Origin of the sequence: Pseudomonas maioricensis, from assembly GCF_022790535.1 — a bacterium.
GTDB lineage: Bacteria > Pseudomonadota > Gammaproteobacteria > Pseudomonadales > Pseudomonadaceae > Aquipseudomonas > Aquipseudomonas maioricensis.
The window spans coordinates 484,746-509,259 of the sequence record NZ_LOHG01000001.1 but is presented as its reverse complement, the minus strand read 5'-3'; the positions used below and the strand labels follow the sequence as shown (position 1 = coordinate 509,259).

At 58.6% G+C, this 24,514-nt stretch carries 20 protein-coding genes and 1 pseudogene; 15 read left to right on the top strand and 6 right to left on the bottom strand.

Annotation, left to right across the window (positions count from 1 at the left end):
* Positions 1-25 precede the first annotated feature (25 nt).
* Genes AUC61_RS02325 through AUC61_RS02260 form a run of 14 tightly spaced genes read left to right on the top strand, consistent with a single transcriptional unit; the run spans position 26 to position 13,636 of the window.
* Complete coding sequence (locus tag AUC61_RS02325; RefSeq protein ID WP_243244273.1) at positions 26-958, top strand: LpxL/LpxP family acyltransferase; 933 nt, start codon at positions 26-28, stop codon at positions 956-958.
* Entirely contained in the window at positions 939-2,486 is a 1,548-nt protein-coding gene (locus tag AUC61_RS02320; RefSeq protein WP_243244272.1) for an HAL/PAL/TAL family ammonia-lyase, read from the top strand. Before AUC61_RS02325 ends, AUC61_RS02320 begins: the two co-directional genes overlap by 20 nt.
* The gene (locus AUC61_RS02315) at positions 2,476-2,901 is read left to right on the top strand and encodes an acyl-CoA thioesterase (RefSeq protein WP_243244271.1); all 426 of its coding nucleotides are present in this window, start codon (positions 2,476-2,478) and stop codon (positions 2,899-2,901) included. Before AUC61_RS02320 ends, AUC61_RS02315 begins: the two co-directional genes overlap by 11 nt.
* On the top strand, positions 2,898-3,611 hold the full coding sequence (locus AUC61_RS02310; RefSeq protein WP_243244270.1) for an outer membrane lipoprotein carrier protein LolA: 714 nt from the start codon (positions 2,898-2,900) through the stop codon (positions 3,609-3,611). The genes AUC61_RS02315 and AUC61_RS02310 overlap by 4 nt, the downstream gene beginning before the upstream one ends.
* Positions 3,601-5,934 (top strand): MMPL family transporter, encoded by a 2,334-nt coding sequence (locus tag AUC61_RS02305; RefSeq protein WP_243244347.1) that lies wholly within the window; start codon positions 3,601-3,603, stop codon positions 5,932-5,934. The genes AUC61_RS02310 and AUC61_RS02305 overlap by 11 nt, the downstream gene beginning before the upstream one ends.
* Positions 5,934-7,106, top strand: coding sequence for a cation:proton antiporter (locus AUC61_RS02300; protein WP_243244269.1), 1,173 nt, complete (start codon positions 5,934-5,936; stop codon positions 7,104-7,106). Before AUC61_RS02305 ends, AUC61_RS02300 begins: the two co-directional genes overlap by 1 nt.
* Positions 7,093-8,337, top strand: a complete 1,245-nt coding sequence (locus tag AUC61_RS02295; RefSeq protein WP_243244268.1) for an NAD(P)/FAD-dependent oxidoreductase — start codon at positions 7,093-7,095, stop codon at positions 8,335-8,337. The genes AUC61_RS02300 and AUC61_RS02295 overlap by 14 nt, the downstream gene beginning before the upstream one ends.
* A complete protein-coding gene (locus AUC61_RS02290; RefSeq protein ID WP_243244267.1) occupies positions 8,334-9,068 on the top strand; it encodes a class I SAM-dependent methyltransferase in 735 nt (244 codons plus the stop codon). The genes AUC61_RS02295 and AUC61_RS02290 overlap by 4 nt, the downstream gene beginning before the upstream one ends.
* Positions 9,065-9,562, top strand: a complete 498-nt coding sequence (locus tag AUC61_RS02285; protein WP_243244266.1) for a DUF3261 domain-containing protein — start codon at positions 9,065-9,067, stop codon at positions 9,560-9,562. The genes AUC61_RS02290 and AUC61_RS02285 overlap by 4 nt, the downstream gene beginning before the upstream one ends.
* The gene (locus AUC61_RS02280; RefSeq protein WP_243244265.1) at positions 9,559-10,755 is read left to right on the top strand and encodes a beta-ketoacyl-[acyl-carrier-protein] synthase family protein; all 1,197 of its coding nucleotides are present in this window, start codon (positions 9,559-9,561) and stop codon (positions 10,753-10,755) included. The genes AUC61_RS02285 and AUC61_RS02280 overlap by 4 nt, the downstream gene beginning before the upstream one ends.
* Complete coding sequence (locus tag AUC61_RS02275; protein ID WP_243244264.1) at positions 10,752-11,207, top strand: hotdog family protein; 456 nt, start codon at positions 10,752-10,754, stop codon at positions 11,205-11,207. The genes AUC61_RS02280 and AUC61_RS02275 overlap by 4 nt, the downstream gene beginning before the upstream one ends.
* Entirely contained in the window at positions 11,204-11,932 is a 729-nt protein-coding gene (fabG, locus tag AUC61_RS02270; protein ID WP_243244263.1) for a 3-oxoacyl-ACP reductase FabG, read from the top strand. Before AUC61_RS02275 ends, fabG begins: the two co-directional genes overlap by 4 nt.
* Complete coding sequence (locus AUC61_RS02265) at positions 11,932-13,158, top strand: beta-ketoacyl-ACP synthase (RefSeq protein WP_122664168.1); 1,227 nt, start codon at positions 11,932-11,934, stop codon at positions 13,156-13,158. Before fabG ends, AUC61_RS02265 begins: the two co-directional genes overlap by 1 nt.
* Positions 13,159-13,189: 31 nt before the next feature.
* Complete coding sequence (locus AUC61_RS02260; RefSeq protein ID WP_243244262.1) at positions 13,190-13,636, top strand: excinuclease; 447 nt, start codon at positions 13,190-13,192, stop codon at positions 13,634-13,636.
* Between the two features lie 276 nt (positions 13,637-13,912).
* Here AUC61_RS02260 and AUC61_RS26840 read toward each other — a convergent pair whose 3' ends face one another.
* From AUC61_RS26840 to AUC61_RS02250, 3 genes and pseudogenes are all read right to left on the bottom strand, one after another.
* Positions 13,913-14,701 (bottom strand): methyl-accepting chemotaxis protein, encoded by a 789-nt coding sequence (locus AUC61_RS26840; protein ID WP_479692264.1) that lies wholly within the window; start codon positions 14,699-14,701, stop codon positions 13,913-13,915.
* Between the two features lie 72 nt (positions 14,702-14,773).
* Positions 14,774-15,535: pseudogene (locus tag AUC61_RS26835) on the bottom strand (MCP four helix bundle domain-containing protein); the annotation flags it as partial.
* Between the two features lie 82 nt (positions 15,536-15,617).
* A complete protein-coding gene (locus AUC61_RS02250; RefSeq protein WP_243244260.1) occupies positions 15,618-16,514 on the bottom strand; it encodes a LysR family transcriptional regulator in 897 nt (298 codons plus the stop codon).
* A 117-nt stretch (positions 16,515-16,631) separates the two neighbouring features.
* On the opposite strand from AUC61_RS02250, the gene AUC61_RS02245 reads away from it, so the two are divergent.
* Positions 16,632-17,906 carry an MFS transporter gene (locus tag AUC61_RS02245; protein ID WP_422764871.1) on the top strand — a complete coding sequence of 425 codons (1,275 nt, stop codon included), beginning with the start codon at positions 16,632-16,634 and terminating at the stop codon, positions 17,904-17,906.
* A 91-nt stretch (positions 17,907-17,997) separates the two neighbouring features.
* Here AUC61_RS02245 and hemE read toward each other — a convergent pair whose 3' ends face one another.
* The 3 genes from hemE to AUC61_RS02230 form a co-directional block, all read right to left on the bottom strand.
* Positions 17,998-19,065: a uroporphyrinogen decarboxylase gene (gene hemE / locus AUC61_RS02240; RefSeq protein ID WP_243244258.1), complete on the bottom strand. Its 1,068-nt coding sequence runs from the start codon at positions 19,063-19,065 to the stop codon at positions 17,998-18,000.
* A gap of 199 nt (positions 19,066-19,264) precedes the next feature.
* Positions 19,265-22,501: a dermonecrotic toxin domain-containing protein gene (locus tag AUC61_RS02235; RefSeq protein ID WP_243244257.1), complete on the bottom strand. Its 3,237-nt coding sequence runs from the start codon at positions 22,499-22,501 to the stop codon at positions 19,265-19,267.
* 581 nt (positions 22,502-23,082) lie between these two features.
* Positions 23,083-24,501 carry an FAD-dependent oxidoreductase gene (locus AUC61_RS02230; RefSeq protein ID WP_243244256.1) on the bottom strand — a complete coding sequence of 473 codons (1,419 nt, stop codon included), beginning with the start codon at positions 24,499-24,501 and terminating at the stop codon, positions 23,083-23,085.
* Between the last annotated feature and the right edge of the window lie 13 nt (positions 24,502-24,514).

The following is a 24,514-nucleotide window of genomic DNA, read 5'->3' as shown; positions in this document are numbered from 1 at the left end:
GCAGCTCCTACAGGGGGACGCAGCGATGAGCGATAAGCACTGGGCCAGGCACGAAGAGCGCGGCAGTTTCCTGCTGATGAAACTCACCGCCTGGGGTGTACGTCATCTGGGTCGTCGGGTGCTGAGCCCGGTGCTGCACGGCATCGTGCTGTACTTTTTTCTGTTCGGTCGCCAGGCGCGCAAAAGCGCCTGGGAATATCAGCAGCGACTAGCCCAATGGAGCAACCGGCCAGAGCTGATGCCAACGCATAAAAGCGTGTTCGGCCAGTTCATGGCGTTTGCCGACTCGCTGCTGGACAAGCTCGACGTCTGGAATGGCAAGCTGCGCCTGGAACAGATCGAAATCGTTGACCCCGCGTTGCTGCGCACTCAGCTACGTGGTGAGCGCGGTCAGATGCTGGTGGGTGCGCATCTGGGCAATCTCGAAGTGTGCCGTGCACTCGCCGAGCTGGGCGAAAAAGTCACCATGAACGTGCTGGTCCATACCAAACACGCCGAGCGCTTTAACCGGCTGCTGGGCGAGGCAGGTGCGACCAATCTGCGCCTGATTCAAGTCAGCGAACTGGACCCTTCGGTGATGCTGCAACTGAGCCAGCGCCTGGATGACGGGGAATGGCTGGCCATCGCCGGTGACCGCGTGGCGCTGCACGGCGGACGCAATGCGCGGGTCGACTTTCTAGGTGCCAAGGCTGCTTTCCCGCAAGGTCCCTGGCTGCTGGCCGGGCTGTTGAAATGCCCCATCAACCTGATTTTCTGTCTCAAGCGTCCCAGCGGTTATCAAGTGACGCTGGAGCCGTTTGCCGACGCCATCGAATGGCGGCGCAGTGACCGGCAGCAAGTGATTGCAGAACACGCCCAGCGTTATGCCGACCGCCTCGGCCACTACTGCCTGCAAGCTCCGCAACAGTGGTTCAATTTCTACCCTTTCTGGAAGTCCGATGACGAATCAAGTTCCTGAGCCGGTTACCTTCGGCGAGCGCGCATTGCAGATCGAAGACGTACTGGCCCTGGCCAACCGCCAAGTGCCTACGGCCCTGCAAAACGACAGCGCCTACCGTCAACGCATCGCCAAAGGCGCGCAGTTCCTAGACTCGTTGCTGGACAAGGAAGGCGTGATCTACGGAGTGACAACCGGCTACGGTGATTCCTGCGTGGTGGCTGTGCCGCTGCAGCATGTGGAAGCCTTACCGCGTCACCTCTACACCTTCCACGGTTGCGGACTCGGCAAACTGCTCGACGCCCAAGCCACGCGCGCAGTATTGGCTGCGCGCCTGCAGTCGCTGTGCCACGGCGTTTCCGGGGTGCGTATTGAACTGCTGGAGCGGCTGCAGGCGTTTCTTGATCAAGACGTATTGCCGCTGATCCCTGAAGAAGGCTCGGTGGGCGCCAGTGGCGATCTTACGCCGCTGTCCTACGTCGCAGCGACCTTGTCCGGCGAGCGCGAAGTGATGTTCCGCGGCGAACGCCGTCTGTCCAGCGATGTGCATCGCGAACTGGGTTGGGACCCGCTGGTACTGCGCCCCAAGGAAGCCCTGGCGCTGATGAACGGTACCGCAGTGATGACTGGCCTGGCGTGCCTGGCCTTCGCTCGCGCTGATTACCTGCTGCAACTGGCGACGCGCATCACCGCGATGAACGTAGTTGCGCTGCAAGGCAACCCGGAGCACTTCGACGAACGACTGTTTGCCGCCAAACCGCATCCGGGCCAGATGCAGGTAGCAGCGTGGTTGCGCAAAGACCTGGCCATCGACGCCCCCACTGCACCGCTGCACCGTTTGCAGGATCGCTACTCGTTGCGCTGCGCCCCTCACGTGTTGGGCGTGCTGGCTGACAGCCTGAACTGGCTGCGTTCGTTCATCGAAATCGAACTGAACAGCGCCAACGACAACCCGATTATTGACGCCGAAGCCGAACGCGTACTGCACGGCGGCCACTTCTATGGCGGGCATATCGCCTTCGCCATGGACAGCCTGAAAAACCTCGTTGCCAACGTCGCCGACCTGCTGGATCGCCAGCTCGCGCTCCTCGTCGATGAACGTTACAACCACGGTTTGCCGAGCAATCTGTCTGGCGCACCAGCAGACCGGGCGATGATCAACCATGGCTTCAAGGCTGTGCAGATCGGTACCAGCGCATGGACCGCCGAAGCCCTGAAAAACACCATGCCAGCCAGCGTGTTTTCTCGCTCTACCGAATGCCATAACCAGGACAAAGTCAGCATGGGCACCATCGCTGCCCGCGACGCCATTCGCGTTTTGGAGCTGACCGAACAGGTTGCCGCCGCCACGCTGATCGCCGCCAATCAGGGTGTCTGGCTGCGCAGTAAAGCCGCCGATGCGCGCCCTCTGCCGCCAGCACTGGCTGCCATGCACGAGCAACTGGCCGTGGATTTCCCACCCGTGATTGAAGACCGTGCACTGGAGGGCGAACTGCGCTTATGCCTGCAACGTATCGCTGATCGCCACTGGAGGTTGCATGCGCAGTAAAGGCGTAATTGATGTCGACACTGAAGTCCTGGTGCCCTTTTTCGACGTCGACTCGATGAACATCGTGTGGCACGGCCATTACATCAAGTACCTGGAAGTCGCCCGCTGCACCTTGCTGGACCATATCGGCCACAACTACACGCAGATGCTCGAATCCGGCTACGGCTGGCCAGTGATCGACATCCAGTTGCGCTACGTGCGCGGCGCGGTCTTTGGCCAACGGCTGATCGTGCGCGCCAGCCTTGTTGAGTGGGAGAACCGCCTTAAGATCAACTACCTGATCAGCGACGCCGAAACCGGCGAGCGCATGACCCGTGCCAGTTCGATCCAGGTAGCGGTAGACATCAAAACCCGCGAGATGCAGCTGGCTTCGCCGAAAGCCTTCACCGATGCGGTTGAGAGGGTGTTGCCATGAATACGGTAGACGCGTCCCTCTGTAGGAGTGAGCTTGCTCGCGATTGGTTTTTCCAATCGCTGAATGTGTTGACTGCTACACCGCTATCGCGAGCAAGCTCACTCCTACAGAAATGCATTTCGGGAGTTTGCCTTCTGGCTCTGCTCTGCCTGTCGCCACTGGCCCACGCCTTCGACCTGCAACAGCTCAGCGATCAACTGGCAAAACCGGTCGTGGTACGCGGCAACTTCATCCAGGAAAAACACCTGCGTGCCCTGCCCACACCGCTGATCAGCAAAGGCCGCTTTGTACTGGCCAAGGAATTTGGCCTGTTGTGGCTGCTGAATACGCCCCTCAAGCAGGACTACCGAATCAGCGCGGCAGGCATAGCCCGACGCGACGCCGCCAACGGCTGGCAATTACTGCCGAACAAAAGCGCGGGCGCTGAACAGAACCGATTGTTTCTGGCCGTCCTGCAGGGCGATAGCAGTGGCCTGCAGCGCGACTTCGAATTGCAGCTCAAAGGCGACGCCAGCGCCTGGCAACTGACGTTGACCCCTCGTTCCTTGTTGCTGCAGCAGGTGTTCAAGCAGATCAACATTGAGGGTGGCGAACTGGTGCAGCGCATCGAGCTGCTGGAAACCCAAGGTGACAGCACGTTACTGAAGATGGTCGATAGCCAGAGCGTACCTGCGCTGAGCGATGCGGAGCGTGCTGATTTTGCGAATTGAACGCCTGTTGCCACGCCTGTTCCTGATCATCCTGCTGGCGGTGCTGGCCCTCGCTGGCTGGCAGTGGCGTGACGGAGCGCCGCTGTCCGCCAACCTCATGGAACTGGTCCCCGGCAGCAGCCCCGATGCGCTGGAACAGCGCGCCGAACAGCGCATGCAAGAACCACTGAACCGCGAAATGCTGGTATTGGTCGGCCACACGGATCAACAACAAGCCATCAACCTGGCCAGGCAACTGGGCGAGCAATGGCAAGCCAGCGGTCTGTTCGACAAGGTCCAGTGGAGCCTGCAGGCCGATCTGCCTGCGCTGCGCACGCAACTGCTGCAAGGCCGACTGGCGATGCTGCCGACAGCGGACAGGACACAGTTGATCGAACATCCCGAGGCATTCATTCAACAGCGCGTGCAAAGCCTGTTTGACCCGTTCAGCGGCTTCAGTCTGGTGCCCAGCCAGGACGATTGGCTTGGCTTGACCGGGCGCATACAAAACGGCATGCCGCAGCATGGCTCGGTACACCCAGACATCGGCAGCGGGGCGTTGATTGCCAGCGCTGACGGGAAGAGCTGGGTGCTGCTGCGAGCACGCACCCACGGCGATGCATTCGATATGCAACTGCCGCTGCGGGTAGCAGACTTACTCAGCGCATCACGCCAACAAGCGGCGCAGGCCAACGGACAACTATTGGCAGCCAGCGGTCTGCTGTATGCAGCCGACGGTCAGCGTCAGGCCAGCCGTGAAATCACCTGGGTGGGTGGTGGTGCTACAGCGGGTATTTTGCTGTTGCTGCTGCTGGCTTTCCGACGCTGGCGTGTGTTGCTGGCGTTCGTGCCAGTGCTGGTCGGCATGCTATTCGGCGCCGTGGCCTGCGTCGCATTTTTTGGCCACATGCACGTGATGACTCTGGTGCTGGGTTCGAGCCTGATTGGCGTGGCGGTGGATTACCCGCTGCATTACCTGTCCAAGAGCTGGAGCCTGAAACCCTGGCGCAGCTGGCCTGCCTTGCGTCTGACCCTGCCAGGGCTGAGCCTGAGTCTGGCGACCAGTTGCATCGGCTATCTTGCGCTCGCCTGGACGCCCTTCCCGGCACTCACGCAAATCGCAGTGTTCTCTGCCGCTGGCCTGATTGGCGCTTATCTCACCGCCGTCTGCCTGTTGCCCGCGCTGCTCAACACTACCCAATTGCAGCCTGCTCAATGGCCACTGAGTCTGGCCGAACGTTTGCTCGGCTGGCGCGAAGCGTTGCTGAGCCGGGTCGGCACGCCGATCCTGCTGGCTCTGTTGATGCTGTTCTGCGCCGCCGGGCTCTGGCAACTGAACACCAAAAATGACATCCGCCAATGGATATCGGCACCGCCACAGCTCACCGAAGAAGCACAGGCCATTGCGCGGATCACGGGTTATCAACCCACCAGCCAGTTCTTTCTGGTTGAAGGCAAGGATCAGCAAGAACTGCTGGAGCGTCAGAAGGCATTAACAAACCGCCTCGATCAACTGGTAAATCTGGACGAGCTGAACGGCTATCTAGCGTTGAACCAGTTGATTGCTTCGCCCTCCGACCAGGCTGCAGTACGTGACGCGCTGGGGAGGCTGCCCGAGCACTGGCAAACGCTGATTGACCTCGGTGTTCCAGGCAGTGCTCTGCAGGCTGAACTGACTCAATTGCAGGCGTTACCGGTCACTGACATCGACGCAGCACTTGCTGGTCCGCTGGGCGAGCCATGGCGGGTGCTGTGGCTGGGCGCCAGCAAAAACGGTGTCGCAGGCATGGTCAGCCTGCAGGGTTTGAACAGCGCCGCCCTGCTACGTTTGCAGGCCCAGGACTTGCCGGGTGTGCGGCTGGTGGATCGTCTGGGGCAACTCAACGGTGTATTCGCAGCCACCCAGATCAGCGCCGCTGAATTGAAACTGGCGTCCTGCGTCCTGATCGTGCTGTTGTTAATCGCGCCATTCGGCTTTGGCGGTGCATTGCGCATCGTCGCCCTGCCCTTGCTCGCGGCGCTGTGCAGCCTGGCGAGCCTGGGTTGGCTCGGTCAGCCACTGACCCTGTTTAGCCTGTTCGGTCTGTTGCTGGTGACTGCGATCAGCGTCGATTACGCGATCCTGATGCGCGAACAGATCGGCGGCGCAGCGGTCAGCCTGCTCGGCACTCTGCTGGCAGCCGTCACCACCTGGCTCTCGTTCGGTTTGCTGGCTGTGTCCAGTACGCCAGCGATCAGCAACTTTGGTCTGTCGGTAAGCCTGGGTCTGGCGTTCAGCTTCATGCTTGCACCGTGGGCCGCCAGTCGCCACAGCCAACCTGCCGCTGAAAGCGAGGCTCACTGATGATGACCGCGCTGTTCTGGCTGATGGCTCTATTGATGTTTGCCGTAGCGACTCGGCTGGGGCGCTATTTCGGCTTGATCCCGATCGTCAGTCAGTTGCTGCTGGCCACCTTCGGCTTGCCGCTGATCATGCTGTTCTGGATTGAACCCCACTGGCAATTGAGTGGTGCGCAACTGGTTGCGCCGGTGTGGCTGAAAACCCTGTACGGCCTGAGTTTCGCCATCGTTTTGGGGCATATCCTCAGCGACGTCATCGACGTGAAAATGGATCGCCAAAGCCTCAAGGTCGCCTTGCCGAGTTTTGCCGTGCCATTCGTGGCCGGGTTGTGCTGCGCGATGTGGTCTTTGCCGGCTCAACCATGGATCAGCTCGCTGGCCCTTGGCCTGGTGTTCGCCATTACCGCAATCCCGGTGTTGTACCTGTACCTGCGTCATATTGATTACCCGCCCGAAGCAACCCGGCGTCTGGTGCAAACCGCGATCCTTATTGACCTGATGTGCTGGAGCCTGTTCGGCATCGCCCAAGGCAGCCTGAACATCAATAGCCTGCTGATACCGCTGCTCGGCGCGTGCGTGCCCTTATTGCTTCGCGCCCTGCGACTGCGCCAGCCGATGATTTACAGCGTGACGTTTTTCGCCCTGCTGGTAGTGGCCGAGCATTACCGGCTCAATGCGCTGATTTTCGGTATTGGTTACCTGCTGTGCATGGCGCGACTCAAGCAACCGTGGGTGTTGCCGATCAACCGCGCGTGGTTCATGCACCTGCAAACCTGGCTGGCCATCCCGCTGATCCTGACCTTCGGCATCGTGCAGATCAATGTGCACAGCGCCATGGGCAGCCTCGGCTGGGTACAGCTCGGTGCGCTGATTTTCCTGCCGATTGCCAGCAAGCTGCTCGGCAACTGGCTGGGCTTGAGCTGGGCAACGCCCTCCTTCGCCGGTGCCAGCCGCTGGCGCGAAAGCGTGCTGCTGAATATTCGCGGCCTGAGCGAAATCGTCTTTCTCAATATGCTCCTGCAACAACAACTGATCAGCCCGACGCTGTACTTCGCGCTGATGCTCATGAGCCTGCTCGCCACGCTGATCCCTGCCCTGCTGGGCATGGGCCGCGCTCCGGTTCTGCCACCCGTTAACGCTGTCGATCAAGTAAGGAAGTCGTATGCCAATAACTGATAGGGAAAGTCGTACAGTCGTTGTGATTGGCGCAGGCCCTTCCGGTGCGATCGCCGCAGCGCTGCTCAAACGCAAAGGCCATGACGTACTGATCATCGAGCGCCAGCAGTTCCCGCGTTTTTCCATCGGTGAAAGCCTGCTTTCGCACTGCCTGGACTTCGTCGAAGAAGCCGGCATGCTCGATGCGGTGAAAGCCGCTGGCTTCCAGAAGAAAAACGGCGCTGCATTTGCGTGGCGTGATCAGTACAGCGCATTCGACTTTGGCGACACCTTCAGCGAAGGGCAACCATCGACCTTTCAGGTACAACGCGGCGAGTTCGACAAGTTGCTGGCCGATCAGGCTGCCTTGCAGGGTGTGGAAATTCGCTATCAGGAAGAAATCATCGCAGGTGATTTCGACAGTCCTCGTCCGGTGCTGAGTGTGCGCCGCGAAGACGGCAGCGAGTACCAGGTGCAGGCGCAATTCGTGCTGGATGCCAGCGGTTACGGTCGGGTGTTACCGCGCTTGCTGGACCTGGAAGCACCGTCGAATTTCCCGGTACGCCAAGCGGTCTTCACCCACGTCGAGGACCATTTCCCGGCGTCCTTTGACCGCGAGAAGATCCTCGTCAGCATCCATCCTGAAATGCGCGACGTCTGGTTCTGGTCGATCCCGTTCAGCAATGGCCGGTGTTCCATGGGCGTCGTCGCTGCCTCGGAACGCTTCAAGGACCGCCCTGCGGACCTGGACGCCTGCCTGCGTCAGTTCGTCGACGAAACTCCACACCTGAAAACACTGCTCAAGGACGCCGTGTGGGATACCCCCGCACGAACCATCGGCGGTTACTCGGCCAACGTCAAAACCCTGCATGGTCCGGGCTTTGCGCTGCTGGGCAACGCCGCAGAGTTCCTTGACCCGGTGTTCTCCTCAGGCGTGACCATCGCCATGCGTTCGGCAAGCATGGCGGCAGGCGTTCTGCATCGCCAACTGCAAGGTGAAACGGTCGACTGGCAAACTGAATTCGCGACGCCGCTCAAGCGCGGCGTAGACACCTTCCGCGCCTATGTCGAAGGCTGGTACGAGGGCACGTTCCAGGATGTCATCTTCTACCCGGAAAGCACGCGGGATATCCGCCGCATGATCTGTGCAATCCTCGCTGGCTACGCTTGGGACGAGCGCAATCCGTTTGTAGCGGAACCCAAGCGCCGCCTGCGCATGCTGTCTGAAATCTGCGCGAGCACACCTCAATGAGCGGGCCATTCCTGAGCGACAAATACGTCGAAGAAACCCGTTTCGGCTTGTGGTTCCTGCGCAGCCACACCTGGCAACACCGCGTGCTGCGGGTGGCAATCGACGACCTGCGCAGCCTGTTTGACGGCGCACCGCCGAGCCAGCCGGTACTGCTCGATGCGGGTTGTGGTCAGGGCAAGTCATTCAAGCGGCTGTGCGACGTGTTTGCGCCATCACGCCTGCTGGGCGTAGACGCTGACCCCGACAGCCTGACCATGAGCCGTGCAGAAGCCCGTGCTCACGGCATTGACGTCGAATTGATCGGCAGTGACTGCGCCGCGCTGAAACTGGCAGATGCCAGTGTCGATATTCTCTTCTGCCATCAGACCTTTCACCATCTGGTGGAGCAGGAGCAAGCCCTCGCCGAGTTCTACCGGGTACTCAAGCCCGGTGGTTATCTGCTATTCGCCGAGTCCACCGAAGCCTATATCGATACGTGGGTTATCCGCTGGCTGTTCCGCCACCCAATGCACGTGCAGAAGAGCGCCGAACAGTACCTGCAAATGCTCCGCGACCAAGGCTTTCAGTTTGGTGCACAAAACGTTTCTTACCCGTATCTTTGGTGGAGCCGCTCCAGCGATTTCGGTTTGCTGGAACGTCTGAAACTGCGTAAGCCAGCCCCCGTCGGCCAGCGTGAAGAAACGCTGGTCAACGTGGTGGCGCGCAAGCCTCTGGAGGGTGATAACACATGATTCGCGCATTGCTGATCGCCTCAATCCTGCTGCTGACCGCTTGCGCCAGCAGAGCACCGTTGCCTGTCTCGGTCCCCAATCTGCATTTGCCGATGCAACTGCACGTGCAACGTCAGCAGGCCGATCAGCGTCAAGACTGGTTGCTGGTGATTCAGCAGGAAGCCAACGGCCTGCGCTGGTCACTCATGGACCCGCTGGGTATTCCGCTAGCGCGTCAGCAATTGATTGAGGGTCAATGGCAGGCCGACGGTCTGTTGCCGCCCAACGCCGAGGCCCGAGAGTTGTTCGCTGCATTGTTGTTTGCCCTGACACCAGACAGCGAGTTGAATCGCAATTACCCCACGGCGCAGCGCCGGGGGACGCAGCGCATTTTTGATGAGCGCTGGGGCGTGGAATACAGCAGCGCGGACACCTTTCGATTAATCGTCCTGGTCGGCAAAAACGACAGAATCAACTATGGCATCAGCCCGTTGAATAGCGAGGCCGTGCAGTGAGCGCTTACCTGAATGCATTGGGTCTGATCTGCTCTTTAGGCAGTGGTCGTGAAGAGGTCGCGCGTCGGCTGTTCGCCGCGGACACGTCCGGCATGGTCGAGGAAGGCGGCTGGGTACCAGAGCGAGTCTTGCCGGTAGGCGCCGTGAAAACAGAGTTGCCGCCCATCCCTGACTCTCTGGCAGCCCACAACAGCCGCAATAACCGGCTGTTACTGGCGGCAGCACTGCAAATCGAGCCGCAAATCCGTCAGGCCATCCAACGCTATGGCAGCCATCGCATCGGCGTGATTCTCGGCACCAGCACTTCGGGCATAGACGAAGCCGGGCGCGGTATTGCAGCCTGGTTAAGCGACCAGCAATTTCCCGCCGATTACCACTACCAGCAGCAAGAACTCGGCGCGGCGGCAACGTTCCTCTCGGAATGGTTGCAACTGAGCGGCCCGTCTTATGTGATTTCCACGGCCTGCACTTCGAGCGCGCGCGCGCTGCTCAGTGCCCGGCGTGCACTGGATATCGGCCTGTGCGACGCAGTGCTTTGCGGCGGGGTCGATACGCTGTGCAAGCTCACGCTTAACGGCTTTTCTTCGCTGGAGGCGGTTTCGCCACAGCGCTGCAATCCGTTTTCGCGCAATCGTGACGGGATCAATATCGGTGAAGCCGCCGTACTGTTTCTGATGACCCGCGAAGCCAGCGGCGAGCATTCGATTGCCTTGCTGGGCGCGGGTGCAACCTGTGACGCGCACCATATTTCGGCGCCAGAACCCAGCGGACGCGGTGCTCGTGAGGCCATGCAACAGGCGTTGGACAATGCCGGACTGACAGCTGCGCAGATCGGCTACCTGAACCTGCATGGCACTGCGACGCCGCACAACGACGCGATGGAAAGCCTCGCAGTGAAAGCCGTTTTCCCTGACGGCGTGCCGTGCTCCTCGACCAAACCCATGACCGGCCACACGCTGGGCGCAGCCGGGGCGCTGGAAGTCGCGTTCTGCTGGCTGAGCCTGGCATCGGAAAACACCGACCATGCGCTGCCCCCTCATGCCTGGGATGGCCAGCCCGACCCGGCGCTGCCGTCCTTGCAGTGGACTGATACACACACCCGCCTGGCGCAAACGCCCCAGCGCTACTTGATGAGCAACTCCTTTGCCTTCGGTGGCAACAACATCAGCCTGATTATCGGAGACGCCTCATGATTGCCTGGCCGCTCGCCGAACTGCTGCCCCATGCTGGCGACATGATCCTCATCGATGAGGTCCTGTCGTTCGACGAAGAACAGATTCACACTCGCCTGACCGTCACGCCCGGTGGTCTGCTCAATGACGCCAACGGCAATATGCCTGCCTGGGTTGGCATTGAATTGATGGCCCAGAGCGTTGCCGCTTACGCTGGCTGTCAGGCGCGCCTTCAGGATCAACCCGTGGTACTCGGTTTTCTGCTCGGCAGCCGCAAGTTCGAATGCAACGTCGACCACTTTCCCGCTGGCAGCGAATTAACCATTCACGCGCTGCGTTCTCTGCAGGACGACAGCGGCATGGGGGTCTTTGAATGCCGTCTTACCGGCCCGGCCATTGAAGCTTTCGCCCGCCTCAGTGTGTATTGCCCGCCCAACCCTGACCAATACCTGGCCGAAGGAGCCCACACATGACTGACTCGATACTGGTCACCGGCTCCAGCCGTGGCATTGGCCGCGCTATTGCGCTGCGTCTGGCGCAAGCGGGTTTCGACCTGATTCTGCATTGCCGTAACGGGCGCAGCGAAGCCGAAGCCGTCCAGGCGGAAATCGTCGCATTGGGTCGTCAGGCGCGCATCCTGCAATTCGATGTGGCTGACCGCGAAGCCAGCAAAGCCATTCTGGAAGCCGATGTGGAAACCCATGGTGCGTATTACGGCGTGGTACTCAACGCAGGCTTGACTCGGGACGGCGCATTTCCGGCCCTCAGCGACGATGATTGGGACGTGGTGCTCAGAACCAACCTCGATGGCTTCTATAACGTGCTGCACCCGGTAATGATGCCGATGATACGTCGCCGTGCGGCAGGCCGAATTGTATGCATCACTTCGGTTTCCGGTTTGATCGGCAATCGCGGGCAGGTCAACTACAGCGCGTCGAAGGCCGGTGTGATCGGTGCCGCCAAGGCGCTGGCCATTGAGCTGGGCAAGCGCAAGATCACCGTTAACTGCGTCGCGCCTGGGCTGATCGACACCGCCATGCTCGACGAAAATGTTCCTGTGGATGAATTGATGAAGATGATCCCCGCGCAGCGCATGGGCACCCCTGAAGAGGTCGCGGGCGCGGTGAATTTCCTGATGTCCGCCGAAGCCGCGTATATCACTCGCCAGGTGCTGGCAGTCAACGGAGGCCTGTGCTGATGAAGCGCGTCGTCGTTACCGGCATGGCCGGGATTACTTCATTAGGCAGCGACTGGGCGAGCATCGAAGCCAACTTCAATGCCAACCGCAGTGGCATTCGGCGCATGGACGAGTGGGATCGCTTCACCGAGCTGAATACGCGCCTGGCTGGCCCTATCGATGATTTCGCCGTGCCGTCGCACTGGACTCGCAAGCAACTGCGCAGCATGGGCCGTGTCTCCCGTTTCGCGGTGGGCGCATCCGAACAGGCCTTGATCGGCGCAGGCTTGCTCAACGACCCGATCATCCGTGACGGACGCATGGGCACTGCGTGCGGCTCATCCACGGGCAGCACCGAAGATGTAAAAGCCTTCGGCAACATGCTGCTCAACTCGGTGGCCGTGGGGCTTAACGCCAACTCGTACGTGCGGATGATGCCGCACACCACGGCAGCGAATATCAGTATCTTCTTTGGCCTGACTGGCCGCTTGATCCCGACGTCCAGCGCCTGCACCAGCGGCAGCCAGGGCATCGGTTATGCCTATGAAGCGATCAAGTTCGGGCGTTTGCCATTGATGCTGGCTGGCGGGGCCGAAGAGCTCTGCCCTACCGAAGCAATGGTCTTCGACGCGCTGTATGCCACCAGCCTGAAGAACGATGCACCCCACACCAGCCCGCGCCCTTACGACACCGGACGAGACGGTCTGGTAATTGGCGAGGGCGGCGGCATGCTGGTGCTTGAGGAGCTGGAACACGCTTTGGCCCGTGGCGCGCACATTCACGCGGAACTGGTAGGCTTCGGCAGCAACGCTGATGGGGCACACAGTACCCGGCCTGAGCAGGCAACCATGCGCCGCGCGATGGAGCTGGCGCTGGAAGATGCCAACTTGCCCCCCGAAGCCATTGGCTACGTCAACGGCCACGGCACTGCAACCGAGCAAGGCGACATCGCTGAAACCCTCGCCACCAGCAGCCTCTTCGGCTCGCGCATGCCGATCAGTTCGCAGAAAAGCTTTTTCGGCCACACCCTGGGCGCCTGCGGCGCACTGGAATCGTGGTTCTGCATCGAGATGCTCAATCGCGACCGCTACATCCACACGTTGAACCTCGATGAGGTCGATCCGCAATGCGGCGATCTGGATTACCTGCGCGGCGAACCCCGGCAAATGAGCCACGAATACGTCATGAACAACAACTTTGCTTTTGGCGGGGTCAACACGTCGTTGATTTTCCGTCGCTGGTCCTGATTCATTCACTCACTCTCAAGGAAAGACCGTTATGCAATTGAAGCCCTGGATCGCCGCTGCTGCCATTGCCCTGTCCGTACTGCCAGGCGTCAGCCAGGCTCGTGACACGGCGCTGTTTCTGCCGTTTCAGAAAGTCATCAATGACATGACCGCCGCTGGCAAAATCGACGGCAGCGTTAAGTTCTACCTGGCGGGCGTGCCACCCAAAGGTAAGGTCACCGTCGTCAGCCCGGGCGCCGTGACCAATAAGAAAACCAACGCTTTCAACAAGAGCGACACAGAAGCCTGTGAGTGGGTACTGCAATCGGCCATCCTGCAGATGTACGGCGCCGCGAAAAACGCCAACGCCAACGCCGTGACCAACATCACCAGCTACTACAAAAGCATCGAACGCAAAGACCCTGTGAACTATGAGTGCCACGCGGGCGCGTTCATCGCTGGCGTCGCGTTGAAGGGTGATTTGAGCAAGGTGGATTAATCCACATCTTCGACTCACGTCCGTAGGAGCTACCGAAGGCTGCGAAGCATTCAGCCCGACACAAGGCGATCACAGCCTTCGGCAGCCCTCATTAAACAAACGACAACTTTCTGATTTGTAATACCTTTCTGTAGGAGTGAGCTTGCTCGCGATAGCGTCAGGTCAGAGAGTAATTTCTCAACAGGTCTACCGTTATCGCGAGCAAGCTCACTCCTACAGGGTCCACGTTTGCTGCGCGACAGCGCGGCGTCGCAGTCCTCTACGGGAGAGTCTGGACTACAACTGAAAGCGCCCAACCATTGTTTTCAGATCGTGGGACAGACCTGAAAGAGACTGGCTGGCCGAATCTATCTGCCCGGCCCCCTCCGATGTCTGGATCGAGAGGTCACGGATGTTAACCAGATTACGATCGATTTCCCGCGCTACCTGAGCCTGTTCCTCCGAAGCACTTGCGATCACCAGATTCCGTTCGTGAATCAGCGAGATAGCCTGGGCAATCTCATCGAGCGCTCCACCGGCGGTTTTGGCCATATCCAGAGTAGTGAGCGCCTGCTCGTTAGTGGCTTGCATCGTGTCGACGACTTTGGCCGTACCGGCCCGAATCGCAGCGACCATCTGTTCGATTTCCTGAGTCGACGTCTGGGTCCGTCCAGCCAAAGCTCGCACTTCATCAGCAACGACCGCAAAACCTCGTCCAGCCTCTCCCGCACGTGCGGCCTCAATCGCGGCGTTAAGCGCCAGCAGATTGGTTTGCTCGGCCACGCCCCGAATCACATCCAGAATTTTGCCGATGTCCTGCGAATGCTCGGCCAACTCCTGAACCTGTGAAGAAGCGTCTTCTACACGCTGCCCCATACGCTCGATGGCCTGAATAGTCCCGTCGACGCGCTGGCGACCCATTTGTGCGGTGGTCGTCGACGCACTGGAAGCATCCGCCGTGGAGACCGCATTGCGGGCCACTTCCTCAACAGCCACGGTCATCTCGTTGACCGCTGTGGCAGCCTGCTGGATTTCGTCGTTCTGGTTATGCAGATCACCCGATGTCTGGGTAGTGATCGCAGTCATTTCTTCAGCGGCGGTAGCCAGTTGATCGGAGGAGTTACCGATCAAACGCAGCGTATCCATCAACGCTTGCTGCATGCCACCCAGGGATTTCTGCAGATCGGCGGCCTCGTCCTTGCCGTCGACCTCGATAGTTCCGGTCAGGTCACCCCGGGCAATACGCTGAGCAGCACCGATGGCCCCGTTGAGTGGCTGCACAATGCTGCGCGTCAGCAACCAGGCCAGCCCGACGGTCAGCGCAAATACCAGCACGAGAACGCCCACGGTGGTCTGCATGGCGGTGTCATAGCGTTGCTCGGCCTGCTGAGTGTAAAGACCGCCTTGCTCCAAGTTGATCTTGACCAGCTCATTGAACAGATCACCGGTCTGGTTCGACAGATCCTGAATGGTGCCGTTGAGCAGCGCGGTCATCCCCGGAATGTCACCTTTCTCGGAAAGCCCCTGATAACGATCCAGTGCCTGTTGATACTGGGCCACGACGCTTTGCATCTTTGAAAAGGACGTGCGAGCAACCTCGGGAACGATTGGGGTATATCCGTCCAGCGCTTTGCTCAATTCGCCGCGCAGAAATACCAGCCGTTGGGTGGATGGCACTAATACAGCGAGATCACGGTTAATCATCAACCGGAACGTAAGCACCCGAATACCCAGCGAGTTATCACGAATGCTGCCCAGCCATCGGGTGCCGGCGTGGGACACTTGCTCGGTGTGCACAACGGCCTCGCGCATCTGCGTGATCTGGTGCATGGAGAAAATACCGAACCCAAGCATCAATACACTGATGACGCCAAAACTCAGAAATGCACGTGTCGATATACGTATCTGCCGAAGAGCCATGGATCACCAAAAAAGGGAAAGGTCTTTAAACTGTCTCGACCTCTAGCAACAGAACTTGACCCTAAAGCCCTTAGTTAACGAGTTATTCATCCTCCGTCCGGCGCGTCACCAACTCCACAAACGCTTTAGCCATCGGCGATTGCTGATCCTTGCGCTGCACCAGCCACACCGCGCTGGTCGCGTCCGGGTCGAGTAGCGTGCGATAGACCACGCCCTCGATTCGCATACGTCGATAGGAAGCAGGCAACACGGTTACGCCAAGCCCGGCAGCGACCAGACCGATGATGGTCATGACCTCGCCCGCCTCTTGGGTAATCAGTGGGCTGAAACCCGCGGCTCTGGCCAGATCGACAAGCTGTGCATACAAACCGCTGCCATAGGTGCGCGGGAAGAACACAAAGGGCTCATTGGCCAGCTCTGATAAATGGATGCCTTGGTCGCTGCTCTGCGCCAAGGGGTGGTCGGCGTTGATGATTGCCACAAGCGATTCGCGGAGCAGTTCATGAACGACCAGTGAATCCGGTAAAGCCAAGGGGCGCATGATGCCCACCTGAATCGACTCGTCCTCCAGTCCGGCAGCCACTTCCTTGCTGTTCATTTCTTGTAACGACAGGTGCACCGCTGGAAAAGCCTGGCGAAACGCGAGGATTGCCTGCGGGATACTCGACGTGAACGGTGCCGAGGTCGTAAAGCCGATCTTCAGCTCCCCCAGCTCCCCCAATTGCGCTCGCCGGGCGACATCCGCAGCTTTATCGACCTGAGCCAACACCAGTCGGGCTTCATCCAGAAACAGCCGCCCGGCCTCACTCAGTTCCACACGCCGGTTGGTGCGTTCAAAAAGACGCGCGCCCAGTTCCTGTTCCAGCGCCTGGATCTGCTGACTCAACGGGGGTTGAGAGATCCCCAGAACCAGCGCGGCGCGACCGAAATGCAACTCCTCGGCGACCGCAATGAAGTAGCGCAGATGACGTAATTCCATGGCCTTCCCAATGAGTCGTTTTACCTATCAAACAGGTCGAACAATATATTGGAAAGAATGATTAGCCAGCTATATTCTTTTTTCTCATTGCCCGCCAGACGCTCTTTGAGGCCCACCGTGAACACTGCCGTCAGCCCTTCTACTCCGCAAACCCAATCGACAACGATTGAAGCGGCCATCCCCCTGGGTGACGTTTACATCGAGAAAGACACACCGCTATTCATGCGCACGGTGCTCGCACTTTTCGCCGGCGGGTTCGCGACGTTTGCGCTGTTGTACTGCGTGCAGCCGATGATGCCGGTGCTGTCCAGGGAGTTTTCGATCAATGCGGCACAGAGCAGCCTGATTCTGTCGGTCTCAACGGGCATGCTGGCAATCGGCTTGTTGATCACCGGGCCAATTTCCGACCGGCTCGGGCGCAAGCCTGTGATGGTGCTGGCGCTGTTCTGCGCCGCGATCTTCACCCTTGCCAGCGCGTTTATGCCCAGTTGGGAAGGCGTGCTGATTACCCGAGCGTTCGTGGGCCTGTCTCTCAGCGGGCTGGCGGCGGTGGCGATGACTTACCTGAGTGAAGAAATTCACCCCAACCACATTGGCCTGGCCATGGGTCTGTATATCGGTGGCAACGCGATTGGCGGCATGAGCGGCCGGGTGATCACGGGCGTATTGATCGACTACGTCAGTTGGCACATAGCGTTGATGGTGGTGGGTATTTTGGCGCTGATCGCCGCAGCGGTGTTCTGGAAAATCCTCCCTGAATCGCGCAACTTCCGCGCACGCTCGTTGCAGCCGCGCAGCCTGATTGATGGTTTCGTCATGCAGTTTCGTGATGCGGGCCTGCCATTGCTGTTTCTCGAAGCGTTCCTGCTGATGGGCAGCTTCGTGACCCTGTTCAACTACATTGGCTATCGCTTGCTGGCCGAGCCCTATCACCTGAGCCAGGCAGTGGTCGGACTGTTTTCGGTGGTTTACCTGTCGGGCATCTACAGCTCGGCGAAGATCGGCTCCCTGGCTGACAAACTGGGCCGCCGCCAAGTGCTGTGGGCGGTGATCGTGTTGATGCTGGCCGGCATGGCGCTGACCATGTTCGAGCCATTGGCCTTGGTGATCATTGGCGTGTTGATGTTCACCTTTGGCTTCTTCGGTGCACATTCGGTCGCCAGCAGCTGGATTGGCAGACGGGCAATCAAAGCCAAAGGTCAGGCGTCGTCGCTTTATCTGTTCAGTTACTACGCAGGTTCAAGCGTGGCCGGAACGGCGGGCGGAGTGTGCTGGCATTACGGCGGGTGGTACGGCATCGGTTTGTTTATTGGTGTGCTGCTGTTGATTGCGCTGGGTGTGGCACTGAGGTTGGCGAAGTTGCCGCCGTTGCAGGTAAAGACACAAATATAAGCGCTATCTGTAGGAGCTGCCGAAGGCTGCGAACGCGGTGTGTCAGGCATCCACTTTCGCAGCCTTCGGCAGCTCCTACAGGCTCAGTGCATCAACCGTGATACTTCGCCGACAGCTCGCGCACAGCGTCGATGAAAGCACCCGCATGAGCCGGATCGACTTCAGGGGTGATGCCGTGGCCGAGGTTGAAGACGTGGCCGTTGCCACTGCCGTAGCTGGCGAGGATTCGCGAGACTTCGGCGCGGATGGCTTGCGGGCTTGCGTACAGCACGGATGGGTCCATGTTGCCTTGCAGAGCGACTTTGTCACCTACGCGGCGACGGGCGTCACCGATGTTGGTGGTCCAGTCCAGGCCCAGTGCGTCAGCGCCGGTTTCAGCCATGCTTTCCAGCCACAGACCGCCGCCTTTGGTAAACAGAATCACCGGAACCTTGCGACCGTCGTGCTCGCGGATCAGGCCGTTGACGATTTTCTGCATGTAGGCCAGCGAGAACTCCTGATACGCCGCATCGGAAAGGCTACCGCCCCAGCTGTCGAATACCTGCACCGCTTGTGCGCCCGCCAGAATCTGGCCGTTCAGATAGGCGATAACCGAGTCAGCCAGCTTGTCCAGCAGCAGGTGCATGGCTTGCGGGTTTTCGTAGAGCATCGCTTTGGACTTGCGATGGTCTTTGGACGAACCGCCTTCCACCATGTAAGTCGCGAGGGTCCAAGGGCTCCCGGAGAAACCGATCAGCGGCACACGACCGTTCAGCTCGCGGCGGATGGTACTTACTGCATCCATCACATAACCGAGGTCCTTTTGCGGATCAGGGATCGGCAGGGCTTCGATATCGGCCAGGGTGTTGACGGTTTTCTTGAAGCGCGGACCTTCGCCCGTTTCAAAGTACAAGCCCAGCCCCATGGCATCGGGAATGGTCAGGATGTCGGAGAACAGGATCGCAGCGTCCAGATGTGGATAACGATCAAGCGGCTGCAGGGTGACTTCGCAAGCGAACTCCGGGTTCATGCACAGGCTCATGAAGTCCCCGGCTTTGGCGCGGCTGGCACGGTACTCCGGCAGGTAGCGGCCGGCCTGACGCATCATCCAGACGGGGGTGACGTCCACGGGTTGCTTGAGCAGGGCACGAAGGAAACGGTCGTTCTTCAAGGCAGTCATGTCGGCATCCGCAAAAAAAGTGCGGGCATTTTCTCAGACGTGGACGCAAAAGGCACGGCTGGAGCCGTGCCTTTTATCTATCGGGTCGATTTGTCGCAGTCGTGGAACCGGCTTCAGCCGGGAATACTTCACTCCTGAAGCAACACCTGTCTCGGCTGAGCCCGGTCCTGAAGCAGATAGCCTTCGGACCTCCAGCGAATCAATGACTGGGCAGGAGCTTATCGAATTCAAGTACCCCCGGTTGCCCCGGGACCTTTACCACCTGACCGTTTTCATCAAGTACCACGCGCTCGATCACTTGCAAGCGCCACGGCCCTCTGCCCTTGCCACCCGGAATACCGGTTAAATCGAACGTGGAAATATACCTGCCCGTTCCCTTCTCCTCGTAACCATGAAATTTGCCGCCGCCTCTCTCAATGTATTTTTCGGTGACTCTTTCCACCGACTGCCGCAAAGCGTCCTGAATATGCGGATCCGCTTTTTTAAACGGCTTGGAGTTTTCGAATCCGGCTACGTCCAGGGTATAGCGCTTGGGTGCGCCACTCGCACCAGAGGGCCCAGGCGTCGGTGCTTTTACAGCCTTGCGCCCGCCGCCCAACAGTCCGACTTTTGCGTGCGTCCAGACACCGCCTTCGAAGCTGATCGGCGCCTGGTAATAAGCATCCGGACGGCGGGGATCAATCAACCGCCACGTCGCGTAATCACGGTCGTAGCGAACCGGGTAGGTTTTACCGGCGTCTTTCACATAGAAACTCGTAGGTACGCCTGATTTTTTGACTTCATACACACCGCTGTAAACACCGTCAGTGCGCAATTTCAGGCCCTCGGGGGAATGGGCGAGGGCTTTTGAAGAACGCAAGCTGGAAAAGCCCGAACTTCTAACTTTCGACGGTTTTATCTTTGGGTTAGGGCCTAGCGCATCCAGCAAAAACAATGCGGCTTCAACAAAATAAAGGGAGCCCTCTTGCTCGCCGTTCTGGGTGCTCTGCACACCTTGCGTTATGGCATACAGACTGCGAAGCGCAGCAATGGGGAAGGCGACTTTAAAGGGTGTGAATGCCAAGACAGTCTCGCCAACAAACCTGATGATTTCCCAAGCGCTTTCCCAGTTTTTTTCGCTGGTCGTGGAGGTTTGTTGGTTAACCGCTGCAACGACCCTGTTGACTTGGGTTTTATAGCTTGCTTCCAGGAAGCTCCGGCTGAAAGGTGTGGTTTCAATACCGAGCATGTGCCAGTGATTGACTAACATGTCTCTGATTTTGTCCCGATATTCGGGCGCAGCCAGATCTATCACATGCTCGAGATTGACAGGGTCCTGCAGTATCGATCGAAGGTCGATAAGGCGGTTGAGCGCCCAGAAGCACCTTCCATCAGGCATCTGCGGAATGTAGACAACAATAGGCGAGCCGAAATAACTGGAGGCCTGCCTGATAATTAACAGCCCATCCAGTGGCACCCTATTGATCTGTATTTTTTCAACCGCTACACGATGGCCGTCCACTAACGCACGGGCGTCATCATCCACAGGATGATCCAGAACAGCCTGTACCCATTTGTACCCGCGATCGTCATGGCCTGCGGGCCAATCGACGCCTTCGCGAAAATCTCCAGCCATCTTCGCTTCAAGAGCATCAATACGCATTTGAGCCTGCATAACAAGCGCATAGTGCTCCTTGCACCACTGGCCTTCTGGTGATGTGAGCAGTCGGGTGCTCAGAAACTCTAAATAGCTTTCGCCTACGTTCAGGTCACGAACCAGGTTGAATAGATAAGTGGGAGTAAGTTGACTGATAGGTCTGCGCGCGCTGTCGAAGGCCTGACCTGTGAGTAGAAAATTCAGGTCCGTAATGGAGAGATTTTCCAGGCACAACTCAATCAGATCACGAGCTTGCGCTGTAGGGATCACGTCAACAGGCTCTGAGGAATCCGCAAAGCCGTATTCTGTATCCACTGCAAAACTGAATTCCGTCGATACATGGCGAGTCACGATAAATATCTCGTCAGGGCTCAACGCCAACCCGTGATCGAAGCTGAGCCGGGCACTCAGCTTCTCCCTCACATAGTTACGCAGCTCTCGAGGTTCACCGTAGGCAGACACGTCAATAAACCCCGGTGCTTGTGCTTCAAGCACCGCCTGACTGTAGGCCTGCATGGCAGCCTTCCACGCAAGCATATCCTCTGAGGACGCCTGCTGAATCCAGTCTGGTAGCAACTGTTCACTCGTATTTGACACACCTTCAAGGTAAAGCATGCCCCTGTCACCTTCAGAGGCGAGACCAGCAATGACCGCTCGCAAGTCATTGACGTCCTGATCGGACTCAAGCCCCAGCGCATGCAGCTCGTAAGCCCGCAACTGAGCAAGGATTGCCAGGTAAAAACTGTCGGTGCCCCTTTCGACAGGCCTTATCACTCCACCCTCTTCGTCTTCCCGACCGTAAACACCTTTACCGGCTTGCACCAGTATCACGGGATTATCGTTCGGGCCGAGAGGTTGATACCGACTTTCTTCATACTCGGTAATCACTAGGTCCCGAGCAAGTCGATCTTTCAAAAGCCCCCCTGCCAGCGTGCGAGCCAGATCATCGGTTTGCGCGTCATAGACGCGGGTATGCCTTAATCCATCAATCGCTCGGTAGTGCGACCATTCGTGCAGCGACTCTTGCAAAGCCTCGAAAAACGTTTCGGGCAATGTGGCGTTATTCAGCAAATCAGCTTGTTGATCATCGGTGAGTGGCAGGCTGAGCAGCAAGTCTTCGAGACGTGCGACCGGCAACTGCGGATTCACTTCGTGCAATGACCACAACGCCAGAGGCCAGTCTTGTGGGGAAGATGTCCAAAATGGCAGGTAGGGATTGAGCTTGATGTCCGTCGATCCGGACTTCGAGATATGTGCATCCGCCATCAATGCCTCGAACAGTAGCGCACGCTCCATTCGTGACGCTCTTGAGATTTGCCCACGTAACGTCGCGATTCGGCTCTCGACACTAATATCATCGCCATAGCGACCGATCTCGGATGTTGAAGGAATCTGGCTGCACAACACCCAGAACAGCGACTCAGTGAGGTAAGTCAAGGCACTGCCCGGTGCAGAGTAAGAACCATCATCACGCTGCACGAAGGTGATCGTTTGCTCAACAACCGTCCAATCGTTGCCTTTGAGGTAGGAGACCAACGTGCCACCTTCGCTATCCACAACGACGATGCCCATGTTCACCGACCACTGAGGCAGCAAGGTCAGCATGGCGAACAGCAAACCGTCGCCACCTTCCGGGAAATAGTTATCTTCAGTAAATCGCTCGGCAAACTGATCAAGGATTCGATCAGCATCCTGGCGGGCGACGTGTTCACGGATTGCGCTAATGCTTGGCCTGAAGACCCTCGGTTCTTCGGTGCCTGAAGAGGTGGCAGAGGCAGGTAAGGCTATATCTCGAAACATGGCTATTTCCTTATAGCGACATGTATGAAATGGGAGTCTGTACGACAGTGTTCCCGTTAAGTCAGGCAAAGATCCTAGCCTGCCCGTAGAGCAGAAATACTTCGGGGAAATAAACCGCAACGCAGTTGGCCAGCCAGCATCTGATGGCGCCGATGGGGTAAAAGAGGAGGATGAAGCTGGAGGGCTATTAGCGCAGGGGTTTGGTTGGGAGTGGCTTCTGCCCGGGGGAACGATCCCGATTTGTTGCCGGGTTTGAAGCGGGAGCGAGGATTATGCAAGAGCGGAGCTTGCCCGCGATCTGGATCCCGCAGTTCTTCAGACCCATTGCGTTATCGTTTATCGCGAGCAAGCTCACTCCTACAGACGATCAAGAACCTGTGGGAGTCGCCCCGGCGTTCCTGACACCACGTTGTCGCGGAGCAAGCAATGGACTGTAGGAGCTCACCGAGGTTACGAGGCCAGCGATGGCGGTGTGTCAGATAAACCGCTATCGCTGGCCTCGTAAACTCGGTGAGCTCCTACAGGATTTGAGTCAACTCTGAAAAAATTGCATCTTATTTGATAGGAGGCGAGCTGCTACATCAAACGCCCAGGTAATCCAGAATCCCTTCAGCCGCATTACGGCCTTCGAAGATTGCGGTCACCACCAGGTCAGAACCGCGCACCATGTCGCCACCGGCGAAGATTTTCGGGTTGCTGGTCTGGTGTTTGTACTGCGCCTGTTCCGGGGCGATAACGCGGCCCTGGCTGTCGGTCTGAATAGTGAACTGCTCAAACCACGGGGCCGGGCTTGGGCGGAAACCGAATGCGATGACTACGGCATCAGCGGGGATGATCTCTTCGGAACCCGGAATCGGCTCAGGGCTGCGACGGCCACGGGCATCAGGCTCGCCAAGACGGGTCTCGACCACCTTCACACCTTCAACCTTGTCTTCGCCAACAATAGCGATCGGCTGACGGTTGTAGAGGAACTTCACGCCTTCTTCCTTGGCGTTCTTCACTTCCTTGCGCGAACCCGGCATGTTTTCTTCGTCGCGACGATAAGCGCAGGTCACCGACTTGGCACCCTGGCGGATCGAAGTCCGATTGCAGTCCATCGCAGTATCACCGCCGCCAAGCACGACAATTTTCTTGCCTTTCATGTCGACGAAATCTTCCGGCGACTTTTCGAAGCCCAGATTGCGATTGACGTTGGCGATCAGGAAATCCAGTGCATCGTGAACGCCTGGCAGGTCCTCACCGGCAAAGCCACCCTTCATGTAGGTGTAGGTGCCCATGCCCATGAACACGGCATCGTATTCTTCGAGCAGTTGCTCCATGGTCACGTCCTTGCCGACTTCGGTATTGAGACGGAACTCGATACCCATGCCGGTGAAGACTTCGCGACGATGGCTCAGGACGGTTTTTTCCAGCTTGAACTCGGGGATACCGAACGTCAGCAAGCCGCCGATTTCCGGGTTCTTGTCGAACACCACCGGAGTCACGCCGCCACGCACCAGCACGTCAGCACAGCCTAGCCCCGCAGGACCAGCACCGATGATCGCGACGCGTTTGCCGGTCGGCACGACTTTGGACATGTCCGGACGCCAGCCCATGGCAAACGCTGTATCGGTGATGTACTTCTCCACCGAACCAATGGTCACCGCACCGAAGCCGTCGTTCAGGGTGCAGGCACCTTCGCAAAGGCGATCCTGCGGACACACACGACCGCAGACTTCCGGCAGGGTGTTGGTCTGATGCGACAGCTCGGCAGCCGCCAGGATGTTGCCTTCGGCGACCAGCTTCAGCCAGTTAGGGATGAAGTTGTGAACCGGGCATTTCCATTCGCAATACGGGTTACCACAACCCAGGCAACGGTGAGCCTGATCGGCTGACTGTTGCGGTTTGAAAGGCTCGTAGATTTCCACGAACTCTTTCTTGCGCTGACGCAGCAGCTTCTTCTTCGGATCTTTACGCCCGACATCGATGAACTGGAAGTCGTTACTTAGACGTTCGGCCATTCTCTTGAACCTC

What these genes read in the sequence shown, in the direction of transcription:
- AUC61_RS02325 (WP_243244273.1), top strand. Translation starts at nt 26, where the DNA reads ATGAGCGATAAGCACTGGGCCAGGCACGAAGAGCGCGGCAGTTTCCTG.
- AUC61_RS02320 (WP_243244272.1), top strand. Translation starts at nt 939, where the DNA reads ATGACGAATCAAGTTCCTGAGCCGGTTACCTTCGGCGAGCGCGCATTG.
- AUC61_RS02315 (WP_243244271.1), top strand. Translation starts at nt 2,476, where the DNA reads ATGCGCAGTAAAGGCGTAATTGATGTCGACACTGAAGTCCTGGTGCCC.
- AUC61_RS02310 (WP_243244270.1), top strand. Translation starts at nt 2,898, where the DNA reads ATGAATACGGTAGACGCGTCCCTCTGTAGGAGTGAGCTTGCTCGCGAT.
- AUC61_RS02300 (WP_243244269.1), top strand. Translation starts at nt 5,934, where the DNA reads ATGATGACCGCGCTGTTCTGGCTGATGGCTCTATTGATGTTTGCCGTA.
- AUC61_RS02295 (WP_243244268.1), top strand. Translation starts at nt 7,093, where the DNA reads ATGCCAATAACTGATAGGGAAAGTCGTACAGTCGTTGTGATTGGCGCA.
- AUC61_RS02290 (WP_243244267.1), top strand. Translation starts at nt 8,334, where the DNA reads ATGAGCGGGCCATTCCTGAGCGACAAATACGTCGAAGAAACCCGTTTC.
- AUC61_RS02285 (WP_243244266.1), top strand. Translation starts at nt 9,065, where the DNA reads ATGATTCGCGCATTGCTGATCGCCTCAATCCTGCTGCTGACCGCTTGC.
- AUC61_RS02275 (WP_243244264.1), top strand. Translation starts at nt 10,752, where the DNA reads ATGATTGCCTGGCCGCTCGCCGAACTGCTGCCCCATGCTGGCGACATG.
- fabG (WP_243244263.1), top strand. Translation starts at nt 11,204, where the DNA reads ATGACTGACTCGATACTGGTCACCGGCTCCAGCCGTGGCATTGGCCGC.
- AUC61_RS02265 (WP_122664168.1), top strand. Translation starts at nt 11,932, where the DNA reads ATGAAGCGCGTCGTCGTTACCGGCATGGCCGGGATTACTTCATTAGGC.
- AUC61_RS02260 (WP_243244262.1), top strand. Translation starts at nt 13,190, where the DNA reads ATGCAATTGAAGCCCTGGATCGCCGCTGCTGCCATTGCCCTGTCCGTA.
- AUC61_RS26840 (WP_479692264.1), bottom strand. Translation starts at nt 14,701, where the DNA reads ATGACTGCGATCACTACCCAGACATCGGGTGATCTGCATAACCAGAAC.
- AUC61_RS02250 (WP_243244260.1), bottom strand. Translation starts at nt 16,514, where the DNA reads ATGGAATTACGTCATCTGCGCTACTTCATTGCGGTCGCCGAGGAGTTG.
- hemE (WP_243244258.1), bottom strand. Translation starts at nt 19,065, where the DNA reads ATGACTGCCTTGAAGAACGACCGTTTCCTTCGTGCCCTGCTCAAGCAA.
- AUC61_RS02235 (WP_243244257.1), bottom strand. Translation starts at nt 22,501, where the DNA reads ATGTTTCGAGATATAGCCTTACCTGCCTCTGCCACCTCTTCAGGCACC.
- AUC61_RS02230 (WP_243244256.1), bottom strand. Translation starts at nt 24,501, where the DNA reads ATGGCCGAACGTCTAAGTAACGACTTCCAGTTCATCGATGTCGGGCGT.